The organism is Caulobacter sp. UC70_42, assembly GCF_044056025.1.
Lineage (GTDB): Bacteria > Pseudomonadota > Alphaproteobacteria > Caulobacterales > Caulobacteraceae > Caulobacter.
Genome location: NZ_CP171994.1, coordinates 1,489,428 through 1,506,046 on the forward strand (window position 1 = coordinate 1,489,428; position 16,619 = coordinate 1,506,046).

The 16,619-nt window shown below is 67.8% G+C and carries 10 protein-coding genes and 7 pseudogenes; 8 read left to right on the top strand and 9 right to left on the bottom strand.

Annotated features, from left to right (window positions below; all coding sequences use genetic code 11):
• Window positions 1-18: 18 nt before the first annotated feature.
• Window positions 19-2,519: pseudogene (locus ACHMW8_RS07745) on the bottom strand (DNA translocase FtsK 4TM domain-containing protein).
• Window positions 2,520-3,049: 530 nt separating this feature from the next.
• On the opposite strand from ACHMW8_RS07745, the pseudogene ACHMW8_RS07750 reads away from it, so the two are divergent.
• A pseudogene (locus tag ACHMW8_RS07750) lies at window positions 3,050-3,136 on the top strand (hypothetical protein); the annotation flags it as partial.
• Window positions 3,137-3,714: 578 nt separating this feature from the next.
• Here the strand turns inward: ACHMW8_RS07750 and ACHMW8_RS07755 are convergent.
• Window positions 3,715-4,564, bottom strand: a pseudogene (locus ACHMW8_RS07755) (glutamate racemase).
• A 134-nt stretch (window positions 4,565-4,698) separates the two neighbouring features.
• Here ACHMW8_RS07755 and ACHMW8_RS07760 point away from each other — a divergent pair.
• The 3 genes from ACHMW8_RS07760 to ACHMW8_RS07770 all read left to right on the top strand — a co-directional run bounded on the left by ACHMW8_RS07760 (window position 4,699) and on the right by ACHMW8_RS07770 (window position 8,457).
• Complete coding sequence (locus ACHMW8_RS07760) at window positions 4,699-6,825, top strand: M3 family metallopeptidase (RefSeq protein WP_395445184.1); 2,127 nt, start codon at window positions 4,699-4,701, stop codon at window positions 6,823-6,825.
• 70 nt (window positions 6,826-6,895) lie between these two features.
• Entirely contained in the window at window positions 6,896-7,867 is a 972-nt protein-coding gene (locus ACHMW8_RS07765; protein WP_395445185.1) for a TraB/GumN family protein, read from the top strand.
• A gap of 68 nt (window positions 7,868-7,935) precedes the next feature.
• Complete coding sequence (locus tag ACHMW8_RS07770; RefSeq protein ID WP_395445186.1) at window positions 7,936-8,457, top strand: SRPBCC domain-containing protein; 522 nt, start codon at window positions 7,936-7,938, stop codon at window positions 8,455-8,457.
• 60 nt (window positions 8,458-8,517) lie between these two features.
• Here ACHMW8_RS07770 and creS read toward each other — a convergent pair.
• Window positions 8,518-9,894: pseudogene (gene creS, locus ACHMW8_RS07775) on the bottom strand (crescentin).
• A 151-nt stretch (window positions 9,895-10,045) separates the two neighbouring features.
• A complete protein-coding gene (locus ACHMW8_RS07780; protein ID WP_395445187.1) occupies window positions 10,046-10,597 on the bottom strand; it encodes a carboxymuconolactone decarboxylase family protein in 552 nt (183 codons plus the stop codon).
• A gap of 230 nt (window positions 10,598-10,827) precedes the next feature.
• On the opposite strand from ACHMW8_RS07780, the gene ACHMW8_RS07785 reads away from it, so the two are divergent.
• Window positions 10,828-11,733 carry a hydrogen peroxide-inducible genes activator gene (locus tag ACHMW8_RS07785; RefSeq protein ID WP_395445188.1) on the top strand — a complete coding sequence of 302 codons (906 nt, stop codon included), beginning with the start codon at window positions 10,828-10,830 and terminating at the stop codon, window positions 11,731-11,733.
• Between the two features lie 30 nt (window positions 11,734-11,763).
• On the opposite strand, the pseudogene ACHMW8_RS07790 reads toward ACHMW8_RS07785, so the two are convergent.
• From ACHMW8_RS07790 to ACHMW8_RS07810, 5 genes and pseudogenes are all read right to left on the bottom strand, one after another.
• Window positions 11,764-12,535, bottom strand: a pseudogene (locus tag ACHMW8_RS07790) (ABC transporter ATP-binding protein).
• Window positions 12,532-13,353, bottom strand: a complete 822-nt coding sequence (locus ACHMW8_RS07795) for an ABC transporter permease (RefSeq protein ID WP_125158924.1) — start codon at window positions 13,351-13,353, stop codon at window positions 12,532-12,534. Before ACHMW8_RS07795 ends, ACHMW8_RS07790 begins: the two are co-directional and overlap by 4 nt.
• 1 nt (window position 13,354) lies before the next feature.
• Window positions 13,355-13,870: an outer membrane lipid asymmetry maintenance protein MlaD gene (gene mlaD, locus ACHMW8_RS07800; RefSeq protein ID WP_395445189.1), complete on the bottom strand. Its 516-nt coding sequence runs from the start codon at window positions 13,868-13,870 to the stop codon at window positions 13,355-13,357.
• Window positions 13,871-13,903: 33 nt separating this feature from the next.
• Window positions 13,904-14,568, bottom strand: a pseudogene (locus ACHMW8_RS07805) (phospholipid-binding protein MlaC).
• Window positions 14,565-15,449 carry a VacJ family lipoprotein gene (locus tag ACHMW8_RS07810; RefSeq protein ID WP_395445190.1) on the bottom strand — a complete coding sequence of 295 codons (885 nt, stop codon included), beginning with the start codon at window positions 15,447-15,449 and terminating at the stop codon, window positions 14,565-14,567. The pseudogene ACHMW8_RS07805 and the gene ACHMW8_RS07810 overlap by 4 nt, the downstream one beginning before the upstream one ends.
• A gap of 222 nt (window positions 15,450-15,671) precedes the next feature.
• Here ACHMW8_RS07810 and ACHMW8_RS07815 point away from each other — a divergent pair, with 222 nt between their 5' ends.
• The 3 genes and pseudogenes from ACHMW8_RS07815 (at window position 15,672) to ACHMW8_RS07825 (ending at window position 16,616) form a co-directional block, all read left to right on the top strand.
• The gene (locus ACHMW8_RS07815; protein ID WP_199743566.1) at window positions 15,672-16,262 is read left to right on the top strand and encodes a PadR family transcriptional regulator; all 591 of its coding nucleotides are present in this window, start codon (window positions 15,672-15,674) and stop codon (window positions 16,260-16,262) included.
• 62 nt (window positions 16,263-16,324) lie between these two features.
• A pseudogene (locus ACHMW8_RS07820) lies at window positions 16,325-16,381 on the top strand (DUF2218 domain-containing protein); the annotation flags it as partial.
• A gap of 52 nt (window positions 16,382-16,433) precedes the next feature.
• Entirely contained in the window at window positions 16,434-16,616 is a 183-nt protein-coding gene (locus ACHMW8_RS07825) for a DUF2218 domain-containing protein (protein WP_395445191.1), read from the top strand.
• Window positions 16,617-16,619: the final 3 nt, after the last annotated feature.

Below are 16,619 nucleotides of genomic sequence, written 5' to 3' on the forward strand. Positions count from 1 at the left end.
CCGCACGGCCAAGGTTTCCTACATCGGCGGCGGCGGCGGAGCCAGGATCTCGCGCTTGCCGGCGTGGTTGGCCGCGCCGACGACGCCCTCCTTCTCCATTCGCTCCATCAGCGAGGCGGCGCGGTTGTAGCCGATCTGCAGGCGGCGCTGAATGTAGCTGGTCGAGGCTTTGCGGTCGCGCGTGACCACGGCCACCGCGTGGTCGTAGAGGTCGTTGGACCCGCCCTCGCCGGCGAAGGCGCCCTCGATGGCCTCTTCCTGTTCCTCGTCGCCGCCGGCGGTGACTTCTTCCAGGTACTGCGGGATGCCCTGGTCGCGCAGGAACTTGGCGACCTGCTCGACCTCGCCGTCCGAGACGAACGGACCGTGCAGGCGGGTAATGCGGCCGCCGCCGGCCATGTAGAGCATGTCGCCCTGACCCAGCAGCTGCTCGGCGCCCTGCTCGCCCAGGATGGTGCGGGCGTCGATCTTGCTGGTGACCTGGAAGCTGATCCGGGTCGGGAAGTTGGCCTTGATGGTGCCGGTGATGACGTCGACCGACGGGCGCTGGGTGGCCATGATCAGGTGGATGCCGGCGGCGCGGGCCATCTGGGCCAGGCGCTGCACGGCCCCTTCGATGTCCTTGCCGGCCACCATCATCAGGTCGGCGACCTCGTCGATGACCACGACCAGATAGGGCATGGCCTCGGGACGGATCTGCTCGGTCTCGTAGATCGGCCGGCCGGCGTCGTCGAAGCCGGTCTGGACGGTGCGCTCGAAGTGCTCGCCCTTGTCCAGCGCTTCGTTGGCCTTCTCGTTGTAGCCGCCGATGTTGCGCACGCCGATCTTCGACATCCGGCGATAGCGGTCCTCCATCTCGCGGACGGTCCACTTCAGGGCCACGACGGCTTTTTTCGGATCGGTCACGACGGGGGCCAGCAGGTGCGGGATGCCGTCATAGACCGACAGTTCCAGCATCTTCGGGTCGATCATGATGAAGCGGCACTTCTCGGGCGGCAGCTTGTACAGGATCGACAGGATCATGGCGTTGACGCCGACCGACTTGCCCGAGCCGGTGGTGCCGGCGATCAGCAGGTGGGGCATCTTGGCCAGATCGGCGATATAGGGCTCGCCGCCGATGGTCTCGCCCAGCGCCATGGGCAGGATCTGGCTGGCCTTTTCGTAGTCGGCGCTCGAGAGCAGGTCGCGCAGATAGACGGTCTCGCGCTTGGAGTTCGGCATCTCGATGCCGATGGCGTTGCGGCCCTGGGCCACGGCCACGCGACACGAGATCACGCTCATCGAGCGGGCGATGTCGTCGGCCAGGGCCACGACGCGGGCGGTCTTGACGCCCGGGGCCGGCACCAGCTCGTACATGGTGACCACGGGACCGGGGCGGATCTGGTCGATCTGGCCCTTGACGCCGAACTCGGCCAGCACGCTTTCCAGCAGGCGGGCGTTCTGGCGCAGGGCGGCGGCGTCGACTTCGGACGAGCGCGGCTTGGACTTGGCCAGCATGGCCAGCTCGGGCAGCTGGAAGCCGGCCTCGTCGTCGAAGTCGAAGGCCTTCTGTTGCTCGCGCGCCTCGCGCCCGGAACTCCTCGGGCACGGTCTTGGGCTTGGCGATCGCCATCGGACGAGCGTCGAGCGAATCCTCGAAATCGTCCTCGTCGTCCTGAGCCGGCGGCGGGGTGTAGGCCCGCTCGGGCGCGCGCCGGGACACCGGAGTCGGCGTGGCCGCGACCACGGCCTCGTCGTCATCGTCATCGGCGTCGATCGGCGGCAGGCGGCCCGGCCGCTCGCGCTTGGGCGGGGCCTCGGCCTTTTCCCGCTTGGCGCGGGCCGGCTTGGGGGCTGGCTCCGGCATGGGTTCCGGCTCGGCGCGGACGCGCGGCTGCAGGGCGTTGCTGACGGCGGCGTGGAGGGCGTCGGGGTCGACCTCGCGCACGCCGATGGCGAAGCCCAGAGCGACGATGGCCGCGACGGCGAACAACAGGGCGGCGACGATCGTCGCGCCGGGGATGTGGGCGAAGCGCAGGACGCCGGCCACCATGTGCAGCAGGGCGTCGCCCCAGAAGCCGCCCAGGCCTTTTTCCAGTTGCCAGATCGCCGGCGGCGGGGGCGCGGCCAGAGTCGCGGACAAGGCCAGCAGGCCCAGGACGCCGACACCGGCGCGCTGGCGCAGGTCCTTGCGCTCGGCGTCCGGGTCGGCCTGGGCCACGCGGGTGACGCCAAAGACCAGCATGAACAGGGCCACGCCCCAGCCGGACAGGCCCAACGACTGCATCAGCAGGTCGGCGATCGCCGCGCCCGGCGCGCCCAAGGCGTTGCGGGCCGGCTCGCCGGTGGCGGCGTTGAGGCTGGGGTCGGTGGCGTTGTAGGTGGCGATGGCCAGCAGCAGGACGGCGCCGATCACGGTGATGATCCCGCCCCGGAACCGGGCGGTCCAGGGCTGGACCCAGCCGTAACGGATCGCATCCCAGAGGAGCTCCGTCGTGGATCGCCGCGCGGCTCGCGCCATCAAAAGTCTCCGAACTCAACAACGTATCTCGGGACCGGCGGAACCGGTCGAAACGCCATGTTGTGCCTCAAGAGCGTTAAGGGCTGTTTACGACGTCCGTTAGGATGCTGGTCACGACGTCGCGGACGCGCGGGATTTCCCATTCGGAGTCCCCGCGCGGTGATCGGGTATTTGGGGAATCCTCCCTTCCCCTTGACGGGAAGGGCACATGTTTCATCGGCTTCACGCGGCTGGCCGCTGAAGGCGTGGAAAGGGATGCGGAGCGCCGGACATCCGTCCGGAGTTGGAAAATAGAAATACCGTTTCGACGAAGCCCGACGCTCCGCGCGATCGTTATCCGGAAGCGTGACGCCGTGATGCTGTTCGCACCCCGACACCCTTGAAGCCTCCGACGGGCGGGTCAGGCCGCGTAGCCCGATCCCGGATGCGGCTGTTTCCAGCCGCCTGCCGCCTCTTCGGCCCGACATCCCACGTCGTTTCTGTGTTCCAGGGCCGACCGCCGCCAGAGGGATGCAGTTGCGGAGTTTTCCCGCGCCGAAGAGCGCGCCCGCTCGACCGCCCCCCGCCGCCGCAAATGGTCGCTGGCCATGCGCCCTTTCCTCGCGACGAGGTGGAAGCATTGTGCGGACGGTTTAAAGCATGAGGCGTCGATTTTGGATCGACCCGTTCCTTATCGGATTAAGTTATTGATTTTGCTGGACGTGGAGGGGAGGAGCGCTCGTGCGGAGCTGTGACTGGCCTGTTGGGCGAGCCCGTTCGATCGTCGAGGCGGCAAGCGGACGTTCCGAGGGGCTGAGAGGGGTGGTTGTCAGACTCTAGGTGCGCCCAGTCATGGCGAGGACTGCGAATGAGAGCCACGCCGCAAACGCGATGCTGCTGAGCAGCTGCAACCGCTTGGTGTGGCGCGTCAGATCAGCGTCATCCAACCCTCTATCCCGCCGGAAGAGCGCGAACCAGATCAGATTGTTCCAATAAGATAGGCCGCGCATTCGACCGTATATTCCGGGATGTCGCGCAGCGAGAGCTGATGCCACTTTCGGTATAAACCAAAATTGCGCCACGCAGCAGCAAGCAAATATCGAAAAGGGGAGCCATGCCATCAGGGCGAACCGTATCTCGGCTCCATTTTGCCGACAACCGGACCTCAATCAGGTCCGACTTGGGTCGAAACTCGTCTTCGGCATGGACGCCCGAAGCGGACCTGTCGTGAGCCTCTACGCCGCCTCGAACGCCAGCGGGGCGCCCCGAGAAGCTTTGCACCAGACCGTTCTGCGGGCCCGGCGTTCCCGTGGTCAGGAAGACGCGGCCGCCGCTCGTCCCCGGATCATAGTCGGGGTGGCGCTCCAGATAGAGCTCCAGCGCGTCGGCGGTGGCCTCGGGCTGCTGGATCAGCGGGGTGCCGGCCGGCAGGGCGGCGCGGAACAGGTCGGCGATGATCTCGTAGTGGGTGCAGCCCAGCACCACGCGGTGCGGATAGCGGCCGATGCGGGTCTTCAGCGCTTCGACGTGGCCCTCGACCGCCTTGGCCAGCTCGACCACCGAGGCGTCGCCCTCGATCAGGGGCACGAGCTCCGGGCAGGCCTCGGAGAACACCGCCAGGTCCTGTTTGCGCTTGTCGATCTCGATCTCATAGACGCGCGAGCGGACCGTGGCCGGTGTGGCGAAGACGCCCAGGATGTCCAGCTGCTCGACCTTTTCGCCGCGCCGCTCGGCCTCGTGCTCCCAGGGAAGGCCCGTGGCCTTCTCGATGGTCGGCACGATGATGCCCAGGATGTTGACCGGTCGGCCGATCTCCCTGCGGTAGCCCGGCAGCCAGGTCTGCTGAAGGCGGCGCAGGGCGATGGCCGAGGCGGTGTTGCAGGCCAGGACCACCAGGCCGGCGCCGCGGTCGAACAGACGGATGCAGCCGGCCTTGGTCAGCTCGACGATGTCCTCGCCGGTGCGCACGCCATAGGGCGCATGGGCCTGGTCGGCCAGATAGATGAAGTCCGCCTTGGGCAGACGCTGCACGAGGGCGCGGTGGACCGAGAGGCCGCCCACGCCGGAGTCGAAGACGCCGATCATGGGCCAAGCTGTAGCCGTCAAAGCGTGCGTCGTCCACGGGACTGGGCGCGGTTCCGGAAAGGTTACGCGCCTGTCATGTGACACGCCCGGGAACCTTGTTAGGGTCGCTTCCAAATCTTCACCGGAGACACTCCGTGCAACGTCGTACATTCCTGGCCTCGGCCGCCGCCACCGGCGCGGTCGCCGCCCTCAATCCGAGTTTGTCCATGGCCCAAGGCGCGAACCCCATGACCCAGAAGTGGGTCGGCCCCTACGGCGGCGTGCCGGCCTTCGACAAGGTCAAGGTCGCCGACTTCAAGCCGGCCCTGGAAACGGCCATGGCCAAGAACCTGGCCGAGATCGACGCGATCACCGCCAACAAGGCCGCGCCGACCTTCGACAACACGATCGGCGCGCTGGAAGACGCCGGACGGATGCTGAACGCGGTGTCGACCTACTATTACATCTGGGGCTCGAACATGAGCACGCCGGAGTTCCAGGTCGTCGAAGAGGAGATGGATCCCAAGCTCTCGGCGCACAGCGACAAGGTCAATCAGAACGCCGCGCTCTTCGCCCGCATCGAGGCGGTCTACAATTCGCCGGACAAGGCCAAGCTGACGCCCGAGCAGCAGCGCGTGCTGTGGATCTACTACACCAACTTCGTGCGCGCCGGCGCCAAGCTGTCGCCCGAGGCCAAGGCCCGTGTCGGCGCGATCAACACCGAGCTGGCCGGCCTCTACACCAAGTTCAGCCAGAACCTGCTGGCCGACGAGAACACCTGGATCGAGCTGAGCGACGCCGACCTGGCCGGCCTGCCGGATGGCCTGAAGGCCGCCGCGGCTTCGAACGCGGAGTCGCGCAAGCTGCCGGGCAAGTTCATCGTCGTGAACACCCGCTCCAGCGTCGACCCGTTCCTGACCGAGAGCCCGGTGCGCGCCGCCCGCGAGAAGGTCTGGCGCGCCTTTGTCAACCGCGGCGACAATGGCGGCGCGACCGACAACAACGCCATCATCAGCAAGATCCTGAAGCTGCGCGCCGAGCGGGCCAAGCTGCTGGGCTACAAGACCCATGCCCACTGGCGCCTCGAGGACGCCATGGCCAAGACGCCCGAGAACGCCATGGGCCTGATGGAAGCTGTCTGGCAGCCGGCCATCGCCCAGGTCGCCATCGACGTCGCCGACATGCAGGCGATCATCGACAAGGAGGGCGGCGGGTTCAAGCTGGAGCCTTGGGACTACCGGTACTACGCCGAGAAGGTCCGCAAGGCGAAGTACGACCTCGATATGAACGAGGTGAAGCCGTACCTGCAGCTGGACAAGCTGCGCGAGGGCATGTTCTGGGCCTCGGGCCAGCTCTACGGCTTTGAATTCAAGAAGCTTTCCGGCATCCCCGTCTATCACGAGGACATCACCGTCTATGAGGTGACCCGCGCCGGCAAGCATGTGGGCCTGTGGTACTTCGACCCCTATGCCCGCCCGGGCAAGCGTTCGGGCGCCTGGATGAACGCCTACCGCACCCAGGAGCGGTTCAAGGGCGAGATCACCACGATCGTCTCCAACAACTCCAACTTCATCAAGGGCAAGCCGGGCGAGCCGCTGCTGATCTCGTGGGATGACGCCACCACCCTGTTCCACGAGTTCGGCCACGCCCTGCACGGTCTGAACGCCAACGCGACCTATCCGTCGGTGTCGGGCACGGCCGTGGCGCGCGACTATGTCGAGTTCCCCAGCCAGCTGAACGAGCACTGGCTGCCGACGCCGCAGGTGCTGAACCAGTTCGCCCTGCACTACCAGACGGGCAAGCCGATCCCGCAGGCCCTGGTCGACAAGATCGAGGCCGCCGGCAAGTTCGGCGAGGGCTTCGGCACGACCGAATATCTGGCCTCGGCCCTGATCGACATGAAGCTGCACCTGGCCGGCGACGTCGACATCGACCCGGACAAGTTCGAGCGCGAGGAGCTGGCCAAGCTGAACATGCCGCATGAGATCGTCATGCGTCACCGCACCCCGCAGTTCGGGCATGTGTTCTCCGGCGACGGCTATTCGGCCGGCTACTACAGCTATCTGTGGGCCGACACCCTGACCGCCGACGTCGCCGAGGCCTTCGAGCAGGCGCCCGGCGGCTTCTACGACAAGCCGACCGCCAAGCGCCTCTACGAGACGATTATGTCGAAGGGCAACACGGTCGACCCCGTCGACCAGTTCCGCGCCTTCCGCGGCCGCGACGTGAAGATCGGAGCCCTGATGCGCAAGCGCGGCTTCCCGGTCCCGGCGGGCGCTTAGGCGCCTGACCCAAGCCCTTCTCCCGCCACGGGAGAAGGGCTAAATGGGCTCGGGGGCTGAAGGAGTTTCGATGGTCGCGTCCGCCGTTCTGGCCCTGTCCCTGCTTCTCGCCGGTCAAACCATACCCCCGCCGCCCGTGGTCGAGCTCGGCCAGGCTCCGGCCCAGGACGAAAGCGCTGTGGTCGCCGAGCTGACCGTGGTGGCCAAGCCCAAGGGGCCGGCGATCTGGCTGGTCGAGAAGGACGGGGCCAAGCTCTACATTCTGGGCTCGGCCGCTCCCCTGCCCCATCAGCTGAAATGGGAAAGCCCGCGCCTGAACAAGGCGCTGGACAAGGCCAGCCTGGTGCTGGTTCCGCCCCAGGCGGCGGTCGGCGTCACCCAGGCGGCGGGTTTCATCCTCAGCTTCGGCGGCGGGCTGCGCCAGCCGATGGGCAAGAACTTGGAAGACCAGCTGCCGCCCGACCTGAAGGCGCGCTTCGTGGAGTCCCGCAATCAGGCCCGCAAGGGAGCGGGCGAGTACAAGAACTGGAAGCCGGGCGTGGCCGGCTTCCTGCTGCTGTCGGATTTCCGCCAGGCGGCGGGCCTCTCCGAAGCCAAGCCGGTCAGCACGGTCGAGCGCATGGCCAAGGCCCGCAAGCTGAAGGTCAAGTCGGTCGGCCAGTACCGGATGAGCGCGGTGACCTCGATCGTCTCCAAGCTCTCGCCCGAGGACCAGCTCTACTGCCTGCGGGTGGCGCTGGACGAGATCGCCTATGACGGGGCCCATTCCACCACGATCGGCCAGGATTGGGCGGAGGGCGATCTGGGCTCTGTCCGCGCCCGCTACCGCGCCAGCGGCGCCCAGCGCTGCCTGCTGCGCGCGCCCGGCGGTCCAGCGCTGCTGGAGAAGGGCGTCGCCCAGACGACCGACGCCATGACCGACGCGCTGAAGCGTCCCGGCGTCACGGTGGCGGTGGTCGATCTCGGCTTTCTGCTGCCGGCCAACGGCGTGCTGGACAGGCTGAAGGCCGGCGGCGCGACGGTGAGCTCGCCCGTCGAATAGGACGACGAAGAGCGGGCGTTGACGCCCGCCCGCCCCTGCCCTCAACCTTGGCCAGGGAGGGACCCCTCATGAAGACGAAGATCGCCACCATCGCCCTTGCGCTGCTGGTCGCCGGCTCGGCGCGCGCCGAGGTTACGGACGCCCAGCCCAACGGATTCGAGGTCCGGCGTCAGGTCGTCATCGCCGCGCCCGCCGGCGCCGTCTGGGCGACGCTGGTCCAGCCTTCGAAATGGTGGGCCTCGGCCCACACCTGGTCGGGTTCGGCCGCCAACCTGTCGCTGGGCGCGGCCTCGGGCGGCTGCTTCTGCGAGCGGCTGCCCAACGGCGGCTCGGCGCTGCACATGACGACGGTCAACGCCGAGCCGGGCCGCAAGCTGGTGCTGGTCGGCGCGCTCGGCCCGATGCAGAGCTCCGGCGCCAGCGGGGCGCTGACCTTCCTGCTCGCCGAGAAGGACGGTCAGACGACGGTGACCGTCACCTACGACGTCGGCGGCTATTTCAAGGGCGGCCTGGACAAGATCGCCGCGCCGGTGGACGGCGTGCTGGGCCAGCAGATGGCTGGGCTGAAGGCGGCGGCCGAAGCGAAATAGGCAAGAAAAGCCCGCCGGACCGGTCGGTCGGCGGGCTTTGGTCTTTCAGGGCTGCGAGGCTCAGGCGCTCTCGGCCATGCCCTCGTCCGATGCGCCCAGCAGGGCCATCTGCAGGCGCGCTCGGTCGCGGCGAGCCGCTTCCAGGGCGCCTTCGGCCAGGGCGGCTTCCGAGGTGAGGCGCTCGATCGTGGCCTGCAGTTCGGCGACCTTTTCCTCGTGTTCGCGACGGAGTTGGTCCTGGGCTTCCTGCATGCCGTCGAGGCGCGTGCGCAGTTGCTGAGCCCGTTCCTCGGCGCGCTTCATCGCCTTTTCCTGGGCGACGGCGCTCTTGGCCAGCTGGTCGGCGCGCTCGATCGCGGTGGCGCGGGCGGTGTCGACGCCGGCGTGGCGCTGACGCAGGCCTTCGGAATCTTCTTCCAGCGTGCGGATACGTTCCAGGGCGCGTTCCAGGGCGACGTTGAGGTCGCCGGCGCGGCGCTCGACCGCCTTCTGATGCGCGGACGACTCGGCGAGACGGGCCGAGATCTGGCCGTTCATCTCTTCCAGCTTGTCGGCGCGGCCGGTGGCGGTCTCCAGGCGGGTCTGCAGGGCCGAGATCTCGGCGCGGGCCGCTTCGACCTGGCTTTCCAGGTTGCGGATGGTGCGGCCGCTGTCGGTCTGGTGAGCCGAAAGGGCGTTCTCGATCGCCTGCGCGCGGGCGCGTTCGCCGGCCAGCTGGGCTTCGAGGTCGGTTTCGATGCGCGAGAGGCGGGCCACGTCCAGGCCGGCCTGGTCGACGCGCTTTTTCAGGGTCGCGACTTCGTCGCCCAGCAGGGCGTTGTCCTGGTTGGCGCGGGCGAGCGCCGCCTCGGCGTCGCCGCGACGGGTGTCGATGTCCTGGGCCTGGAGGCGCAGAACCCTCGAACGTCCTGCACCAGGTGTTCGATGCGGGCGGTGGAGTCGCGCAAGCTGGCGTCGAGGCTGGAGACCTTGAGATCCGACTGCAGCAGGGCGTTGCGCAGGCGGTCGATCTCGAGGGCGTTGTCTTCCAGCGCCGCGTCCTGGGTCTGGCGACGGGCGTCGGACTCACCAAGCGCGGTCTCGGCGGCGGCCAGGCGGGCGCTGACCTCGCGTTCCTCGGCCTGGATCTGGGCGACCTGGCGCTGGGCGTGCTCGTAGTTGGCGCGCAGGGCGATCAGCTCGGCATGTTCCGCGCGGCGGGCTTCGAACTCCTGGGCGACCGGACCGCGGATCTCGGCGATCAGCGGCTCGATGGCCTTCAGGTGCTCCATCACGCGGCCGATGCTGTCGAGGCCGCCGTGAATGGTCTCATAGCGTTGGCCGATCGCCTGGGTGGATTCGATCTGGTGCTGCACGGCTTCGACCTGGCCGACTTCACCAAGAACGGTCGGCTTGCCGTTCTTGTTCTCGCGAGGATTTCTTCGACAGCAGTCTCATATCGCCCACCTTCACCCCGTGCGGCCCCGCCGCGACCCGACAGGTCGCCTTGCGGACGCCGCGAATCTCTTACCCAGAGGTTAACAACTTAGTTTACGGGCAAGGTGAATGTCGAGGGGCCCGCGCCGCGACCGGGCGTCGCGGATGGGCCTCAGACGCCCGAAAATTGCGGACGATCCGGCCCCTCGACCGCCAGCACCCGGCCCACCGCGTGAACCACGGCGGCGATGCGCAGGGCGGCCTGGATCTGAAGAGGGTCCACGCCCCGTTTCCGCAGCTCGGCCTCGTGACTGTCGAGGCAGGCGCCGCAGCCGTTGATCGCCGACACGGCCACGCACCAGAGTTCGTAGTCGACGGCTTCGACGCCGGTATGGGCCAGCCGGTTCATGCGCAGGCGCGAAGGCAATGCGCCGTAGTCGGGCGCCTGCATCAGATGAATGGCGCGGAAGTAGATATTGGTCATGGCCATCATCGCCGCGGCGGTCTTGGCCGCCGTGAAGGCCTCGGAAGTCAGGTCCGCCTCGCGCGCGGCGATGGTGATCGCCCGCAGGGTCTCAGGTTCGCCGACCGCGCAGGCGCTGGCGACAAAGCAGCCCCAGCGCGCCTGGTCGCTCAACACGGTCTCGCCGGCCAGGACGCTCAGATTGGTCCCGATGTCCTTGGCGTAGGCGGGTAGCTGGGCGCGCAAGGCCTCAATGGACATGGCAAGCTCCGTGAGATCCGGGGCGGGCTTAGCACTAAGGGAGAGGTTCGTCCCGGTCCGCGCCGCTGGGAGGGGAGACGCGGGCGGACCGGGAACAACGGGGTGGGATCCAGCGGCGGTGGGGGGAGACACGCTGGAACTTTCACCGTGAAAGGGGTGTATGTCCGGGCCTTCCAGATATCCAATCGATAGTTTTTGGATTTTCGATAGATGCGGCCTATATAAAGGCCATGCTTCTTCCGACCCTTCGCCAACTGCAATATCTGAAGCTCCTCTCGGAGCATGGCTCGTTCAGCCGGGCCGCCGAGAGCGCCTATGTCACCCAGCCCACCCTGTCGGCCGGCATCCAGGAACTGGAAAAGATCCTGGGCGCGCCGGTGGTCGATCGGGCGCGCTCGGGGGTGATCCTGACCGCCGCCGGCCAGGAGGCGGTGCGGCGAGCCGAAGACATTCTCGCGCGGGCCGAGGACCTGGTGCAGGCCACGCGCGGCGCGGGCCAGCCATTGGCGGGCCGCTTCCGCCTGGGCGTGATCCCGACCGTCGGCGCCTACCTTTTGCCGCGCGCCCTGCCCGTCCTGCGCGACCGCTTTCCGAAGCTGAAGCTGTTCCTGCGCGAGGACCTGACCCAGCGCCTGATCGCGGCCTTGAAGAGCGGAGCCCTGGACGCGGCGTTGATCGCCCTGCCCTACGACATGTCCGGCCTGGACTGGGCCCATGTCGAGGACGATGAACTGCTGGCCGCCGCGCCCGCCAACCATCCGATGGCGGCCTCGACGCGGGTCGATCCCGACAGTCTGCGGGGCGACGACCTGATCCTGCTGGAAGACGGCCACTGCCTGCGCGATCACGCTCTGGCCGCCTGCGGCCTCGAGCCTCCGCGCGGCGTTGGCGACGACGAGACCTTCGCCGCCACCTCGCTGCCGACCCTGGTGCAGATGATCGGCTCGGGCCTGGGCGTCTCGTTCCTGCCGGCCATGGCGGTGCACGCGGGCTTGGCCGACAAGACCGCGTTGACGATCCGCCCGCTGGCGACCGAACATCCCAGCCGCGAGATCGTGGTGGCCTGGCGGGCCGGTTCCAGCCGGGGCGTCGAGGGACGGCTGCTGGCCGAAACCCTGCGAGAAACCGAAGCTTAACGCGCCGCCGGCCTGGCGGCGCGCGACATCCTAGACCGCATGCGAGATCGGACCCTCGGCGCGGCCTTCGACGAACTGGCGGACATACGGGTTGTCGGTCGTGCGCAGCTCGGCGGCCGGCCCGCGCCAGATGATCTTGCCGCCATGCAGCATGGCGATCTCGTCGCCAATGGTCTGGGCCGAGGCCAGGTCGTGGGTGATCGACACGGCGGTCGAGCCCAGGCGCCGCACCTGGTGGGAGATCAGTTCGTTGATCGCCGCCGCCGTGATCGGATCCAGGCCCGTGGTCGGTTCGTCGAAGAACAGGATCTCCGGCTGGGCGACGACGGCGCGGGCCAGACCCGCGCGCTTCTGCATGCCGCCCGACAGCTCGGACGGGAATCGGTCGGCGACGTCGGGCGACAGACGCACCTGCTCCAGGGCCTCGATCGCCCTCTCCTTGGCCGCCTTGCGGTTCAGGCCGTCGGCGTTGATCAGGCGGAAGGCGACGTTTTCCCCAGACGGTCAGGCTGTCGAACAGGGCCGCGCCCTGGAACAGCACGCCCACGCGGGAGAACAGCTTGCGGCGGGCGCCTTCCGACAGGGTGACGGTGTTCTTGCCGTCCAGCTCGATCTTGCCGGCGTCCGGGCGCATCAGGCCCAGCGCGGTCTTGATCGTCACCGACTTGCCCTGGCCGGAGCCGCCGATGATGACCAGCGACCGGCCCGGCGCGACCGACAGGTCGAGACCGTCGAGGACCGCGCGGCCCTCGAAGCGCTTGGTGACGCCCTTCCAGGCGAGTTTCGGGGTCACGTCGGTCATGAAGCGTGGGTGAAGAGGGTGGTCAGGAGGTAGTCGGAGCCGAAGATCAGGATCGCCGAGGAGACCACCGCGTGGGTGGTGGCCCGGCCGACGCCCCGCGCCCCGCCCTTGGCGTTGTAGCCATGGTAGCAGCCCATCAGCGCCACGATGAACCCGAACACCGCGGCCTTGATCAGGCCCGAGACGATGTCCCAGCTCTGCAGGAAGTCGATGGTGTTGCGAATGTAGACGGCCGAGCTGAAGTCCAGCACCCGCGTGGCGACCAGCCAGCCGCCGGCGACGCCGATGGTGTCGGCCACCGCGGTCAGCAGCGGCGTCATCAGGACGCCGGCCAGCAGGCGCGGGCCGACCAGATAGCGGAACGGGTCGGTCGACAGGGTGCGCATGGCGTCGATCTGCTCGGTCGCGCGCATGGCGCCGATCTCGGCGGCGATGGCGGCCGAGACCCGGCCGGCCAGCATCAGCGCCGCCAGAACCGGACCCAGTTCGCGGGTGATCCCCAGGGCCACGATCTGCGGCATCACCTGCTCGGCGTTGAAGCGCCCGCCGCCGGTGAAGATGTTCAGGGCCAGGGCCGCGCCGGTGAAGATGGCGGTCAGGCCCACGACCGGCAGCGAGAAGAAGCCGATGGCCACGAACTGGCGCCACAGCTGGCCGAGGAACCAGGGCGGGGTCAGGGCGGCGGCGACGCCGCGCACGGCGAAGACGCCGACCGACCCGACCATGCGCACGGCGGCCAGGGTCGAGCGACCCAGAGCCCGAACGGGATTGCCAGGAGAACGAGGGGCGACCCGCTGTGTCGCCTCGACCGCGGTCATGTCAGTAGCTCACGGCGGGTTGCGAGGCGGCCGGCGCGGCGGAGTCCGACGAAGCCGTCGCATCCGAACCACTCTGCGGACGGATCACCGAACCGATCAGGCCGAAGATGTCCACGGCGCCTTGCGTGTTCTCGATCTGGCCGCCCGGCTTGATGTCGTCCATGGCCGCGCCCGGCGCGATCGAGACGTGCGCGCCGCCCAGCAGGCTGTCGCTGGTGATCTTGGCGGTCGAGTCCGACGGCAGCTTCACGGTCGGATCGATGCTCAGCTTGGCCACGGCCAGGAAGGTTTTCGGCTCCAGGGTGATCTGCGAGACGGTGCCGACCTTGACGCCGGCCACGCTCACCGCCGCGCCCGGGGCCAGCGAGCCGGCCTCGCCGAACTTGGCGTTGATCTCATAGTTTCCGCTCTTCATGTGAACCCCGCCCACGCTGAGCGAATAGATCAGGAACCCCGCCGCCAGGGCGAGGACGACGACGCCCATGGCCGTCTCGGCCCATTGTTCGCGCAATGCCAAATCCCCTTGGTCTTTAAGCCAGTCGTCCCGCCGCTACTTGCGACGGCCAGAAGGCGCCGAGCCGCCCTTCTGGAGTTGATTGATCAGCACGTCGATGTTGCCGCCGGCGTTGTCGATCGTCGAGACGAAGTCCTGCTGCTGGGTGATGGCCAGCCAGATGCCCTTGAACTGGACGTCGACGACCTTCCAGGTCTGGCCGCCGCCCAGCACGCGCCAGGAGACGGGCAGGGGCTGGGTGATCTGGCCGCCCGAGATCAGGGTCTTGACCGTCACGTCGCCCGGCTTGTTGACCACCGAGCCGACCACCTTCAGCTGCTCGCCGCGATAGTCGTCGATGCGGCTCTGATAGACGTTCTCGGCATAGGCGCGGAACACCGGCGTGAAGCGGGCCCGTTGTTCGGGCGTGATGGTGCGGGCGTATTTGCCCAGCACGAAGTTGGTGATGCGCGGCACGTCGGCCAGTTCGTCCACCGCCTGGTGGAAGACCTGGGTCTTCTGAGCGTCGCTCATGCTCTTGTTGGCCAGCACGGTGATCACGCGCTGGGCCTTGGTCTGGACGAAGGCCTCGGCGCCGGCGTCGCGGGCGCTGTTCTGGGCCAGGGCCGTACCGCCGATCGCGACAGCTCCGAAGAACGCCAAAAGCGCGGCGTTGGCGCGCGCCGGGTGGAGGGGGTGTTGGTCATGGTCTTACCGGTCATGGTTTGGGCGCCGCGGGTGAAGCGTCCTGGGGCGGAGCTTCCGGGGGCGGCGCATCGAAGTCGGGAAGCACCTCGGCGTCGCCGGTCGCTTCGCGGATGAAGGCCTCGCGATACTGGGTGTAGGCCGAACGGGTGGTGACATAGGGGTCGGCGGCGTCCTTCAAGGCCTGGAACGCCGGGTCGGCGTTCGAGCGCACGTCGACGATGGTCACGCCGGTCCGGGCCTTGCCGAAGTCGGTGGACAGGCCGCCGACATACAGCGAGACGGGGTCGGTGACGATGTCCAGGACGCGGCCGACGCCGTCACGGACGTTCAGCGGACCCATCAGGGGCACATAGAGATAGGCGCCGGGCTTGGCGCCCCATTTGCCAAAGGTCTGGCCGAAATCGGAATCGCGGCGCGGCAGGTTCATCTTGGAGGCCACGTCGAACAGGCCCAGCACCCCGACGGTTGAATTGACCACGAAGCGGGTGGTCGAGCGCATGGCCTGCTTGGGCTTGCCCTGCAGAACCATGTTCATGACGGTGTTCGGCTCGCCCAGATTATAGACGGCCGAGCTGACCCGGTTGCGGACCACGCGGGGCGTGACCGCCATGTAGCCGTGGGCGATCGGCGCCAGGATCACGTGGTCCAGGCCCATGCCCAGCTTGAAGGAACCCCGATTGAAACCTTCCAGCGGATCGTTGGCCGCCTCGACGTTCGCGGTGGTGCCGACCGACTGGCCCGTAACGCCCTGTTCTTGAGCAAGGGCCGGCGAGAACGTCGCCAGGCTGGCGGCCGCGGCAAGCCCCATGGCGGCGATGCGCCGACCGGTCGCCCTGTGGCGGAGGCCGTTATCCTGGTCGTTCAAGCCCGTGCTCCTAAGTCTACACGCCGGCATGTATTCACGCCGCAATCCGTATCAAGACTGATTACGTTGTATTTCGGCCACGTTGGGCGGCCTTGCTTCAAATCGCCCTGACTTGAACCAGCCGGTCGCAAAGCGGCGACGTCGCGGCGTCGTGTTTTCCGACATAATCCGATATATCGAAAATAGCTCTTGACGCAATTCAGATCCGATATATCTATAAATCCGATATAACGAAACAGGATCTAAAACACAATGTTTGGACGACATCACCATCACCGCGGCCACTGGCGCGGTCAGGCCGACGAGCATCACGGCCGTCATCCCTTCGGTTTCCACGGCGGTCCCGCCGGTCATCATGGCGGCCCGCGCGGTCGCGGCGGCCGAATGGGCCGGTTCTTCGATCATGGCGACCTGCGCTTCGTGGTTCTCAAGCTGATCGCCGAGAAGCCCAGCCACGGCTACGAACTGATCAAGGCCATCGAGACGGCGGCTGGCGGCGCCTATAGCCCGAGCCCGGGCGTGGTCTATCCGACCCTGACCCTGCTGGAAGAGCTGGGCTACGTCACCGCCAGCGACGCCGGCGGCGGCAAGAAGCTCTACACGATCACGCCGGAAGGCGAGGCGTTCCTGGCCAGCAACGACGCGCCCGTCCGTTCGCTGTTCGAGCGCATGGCCGAGGCCGCGTCCGCCAGCGCCGCCTTCTCGCCGCAGATCATGCGGGCTCGGGAGAACCTCAAGACCGCGCTGCGTCTCAAGCTGCACGGCGGCCAACTGAGCGCCGAGCAGATCGCCGCCATCGCCAAGGCCATGGACGACGCCGCGGCGGTCATCGAAGCCATCTAAGCGGAAGGAGGGACGGCATGGAAAGCCACGCTCGCGTCGCCACCGACAAGGCGGCCCGTTACATGACCCAACTGGCCAAGCACTGGAGCCACAAGTTCGAGGTCGCCTATGACGAGACCTCGGCCGTGTTTCCGCTGCCGTTGGGAACCTGCCGGATGGTGGCCCATCCCGATGGCCTCGAACATCACCGTCGAGGCCGCCGACCTCGAGGGTCTGGCCCGGCTGGAGGACGTGGTCGCCAAGCACCTGGACCGTTTCGCCTTCCGCGAGGGCGAGCTGAAATACGGCTGGACCCGCGCCTGGGCGGCCGGTTCGGTTGATCCGCGCGCCATGCGGATCAACGCCCTTCACTAGGGA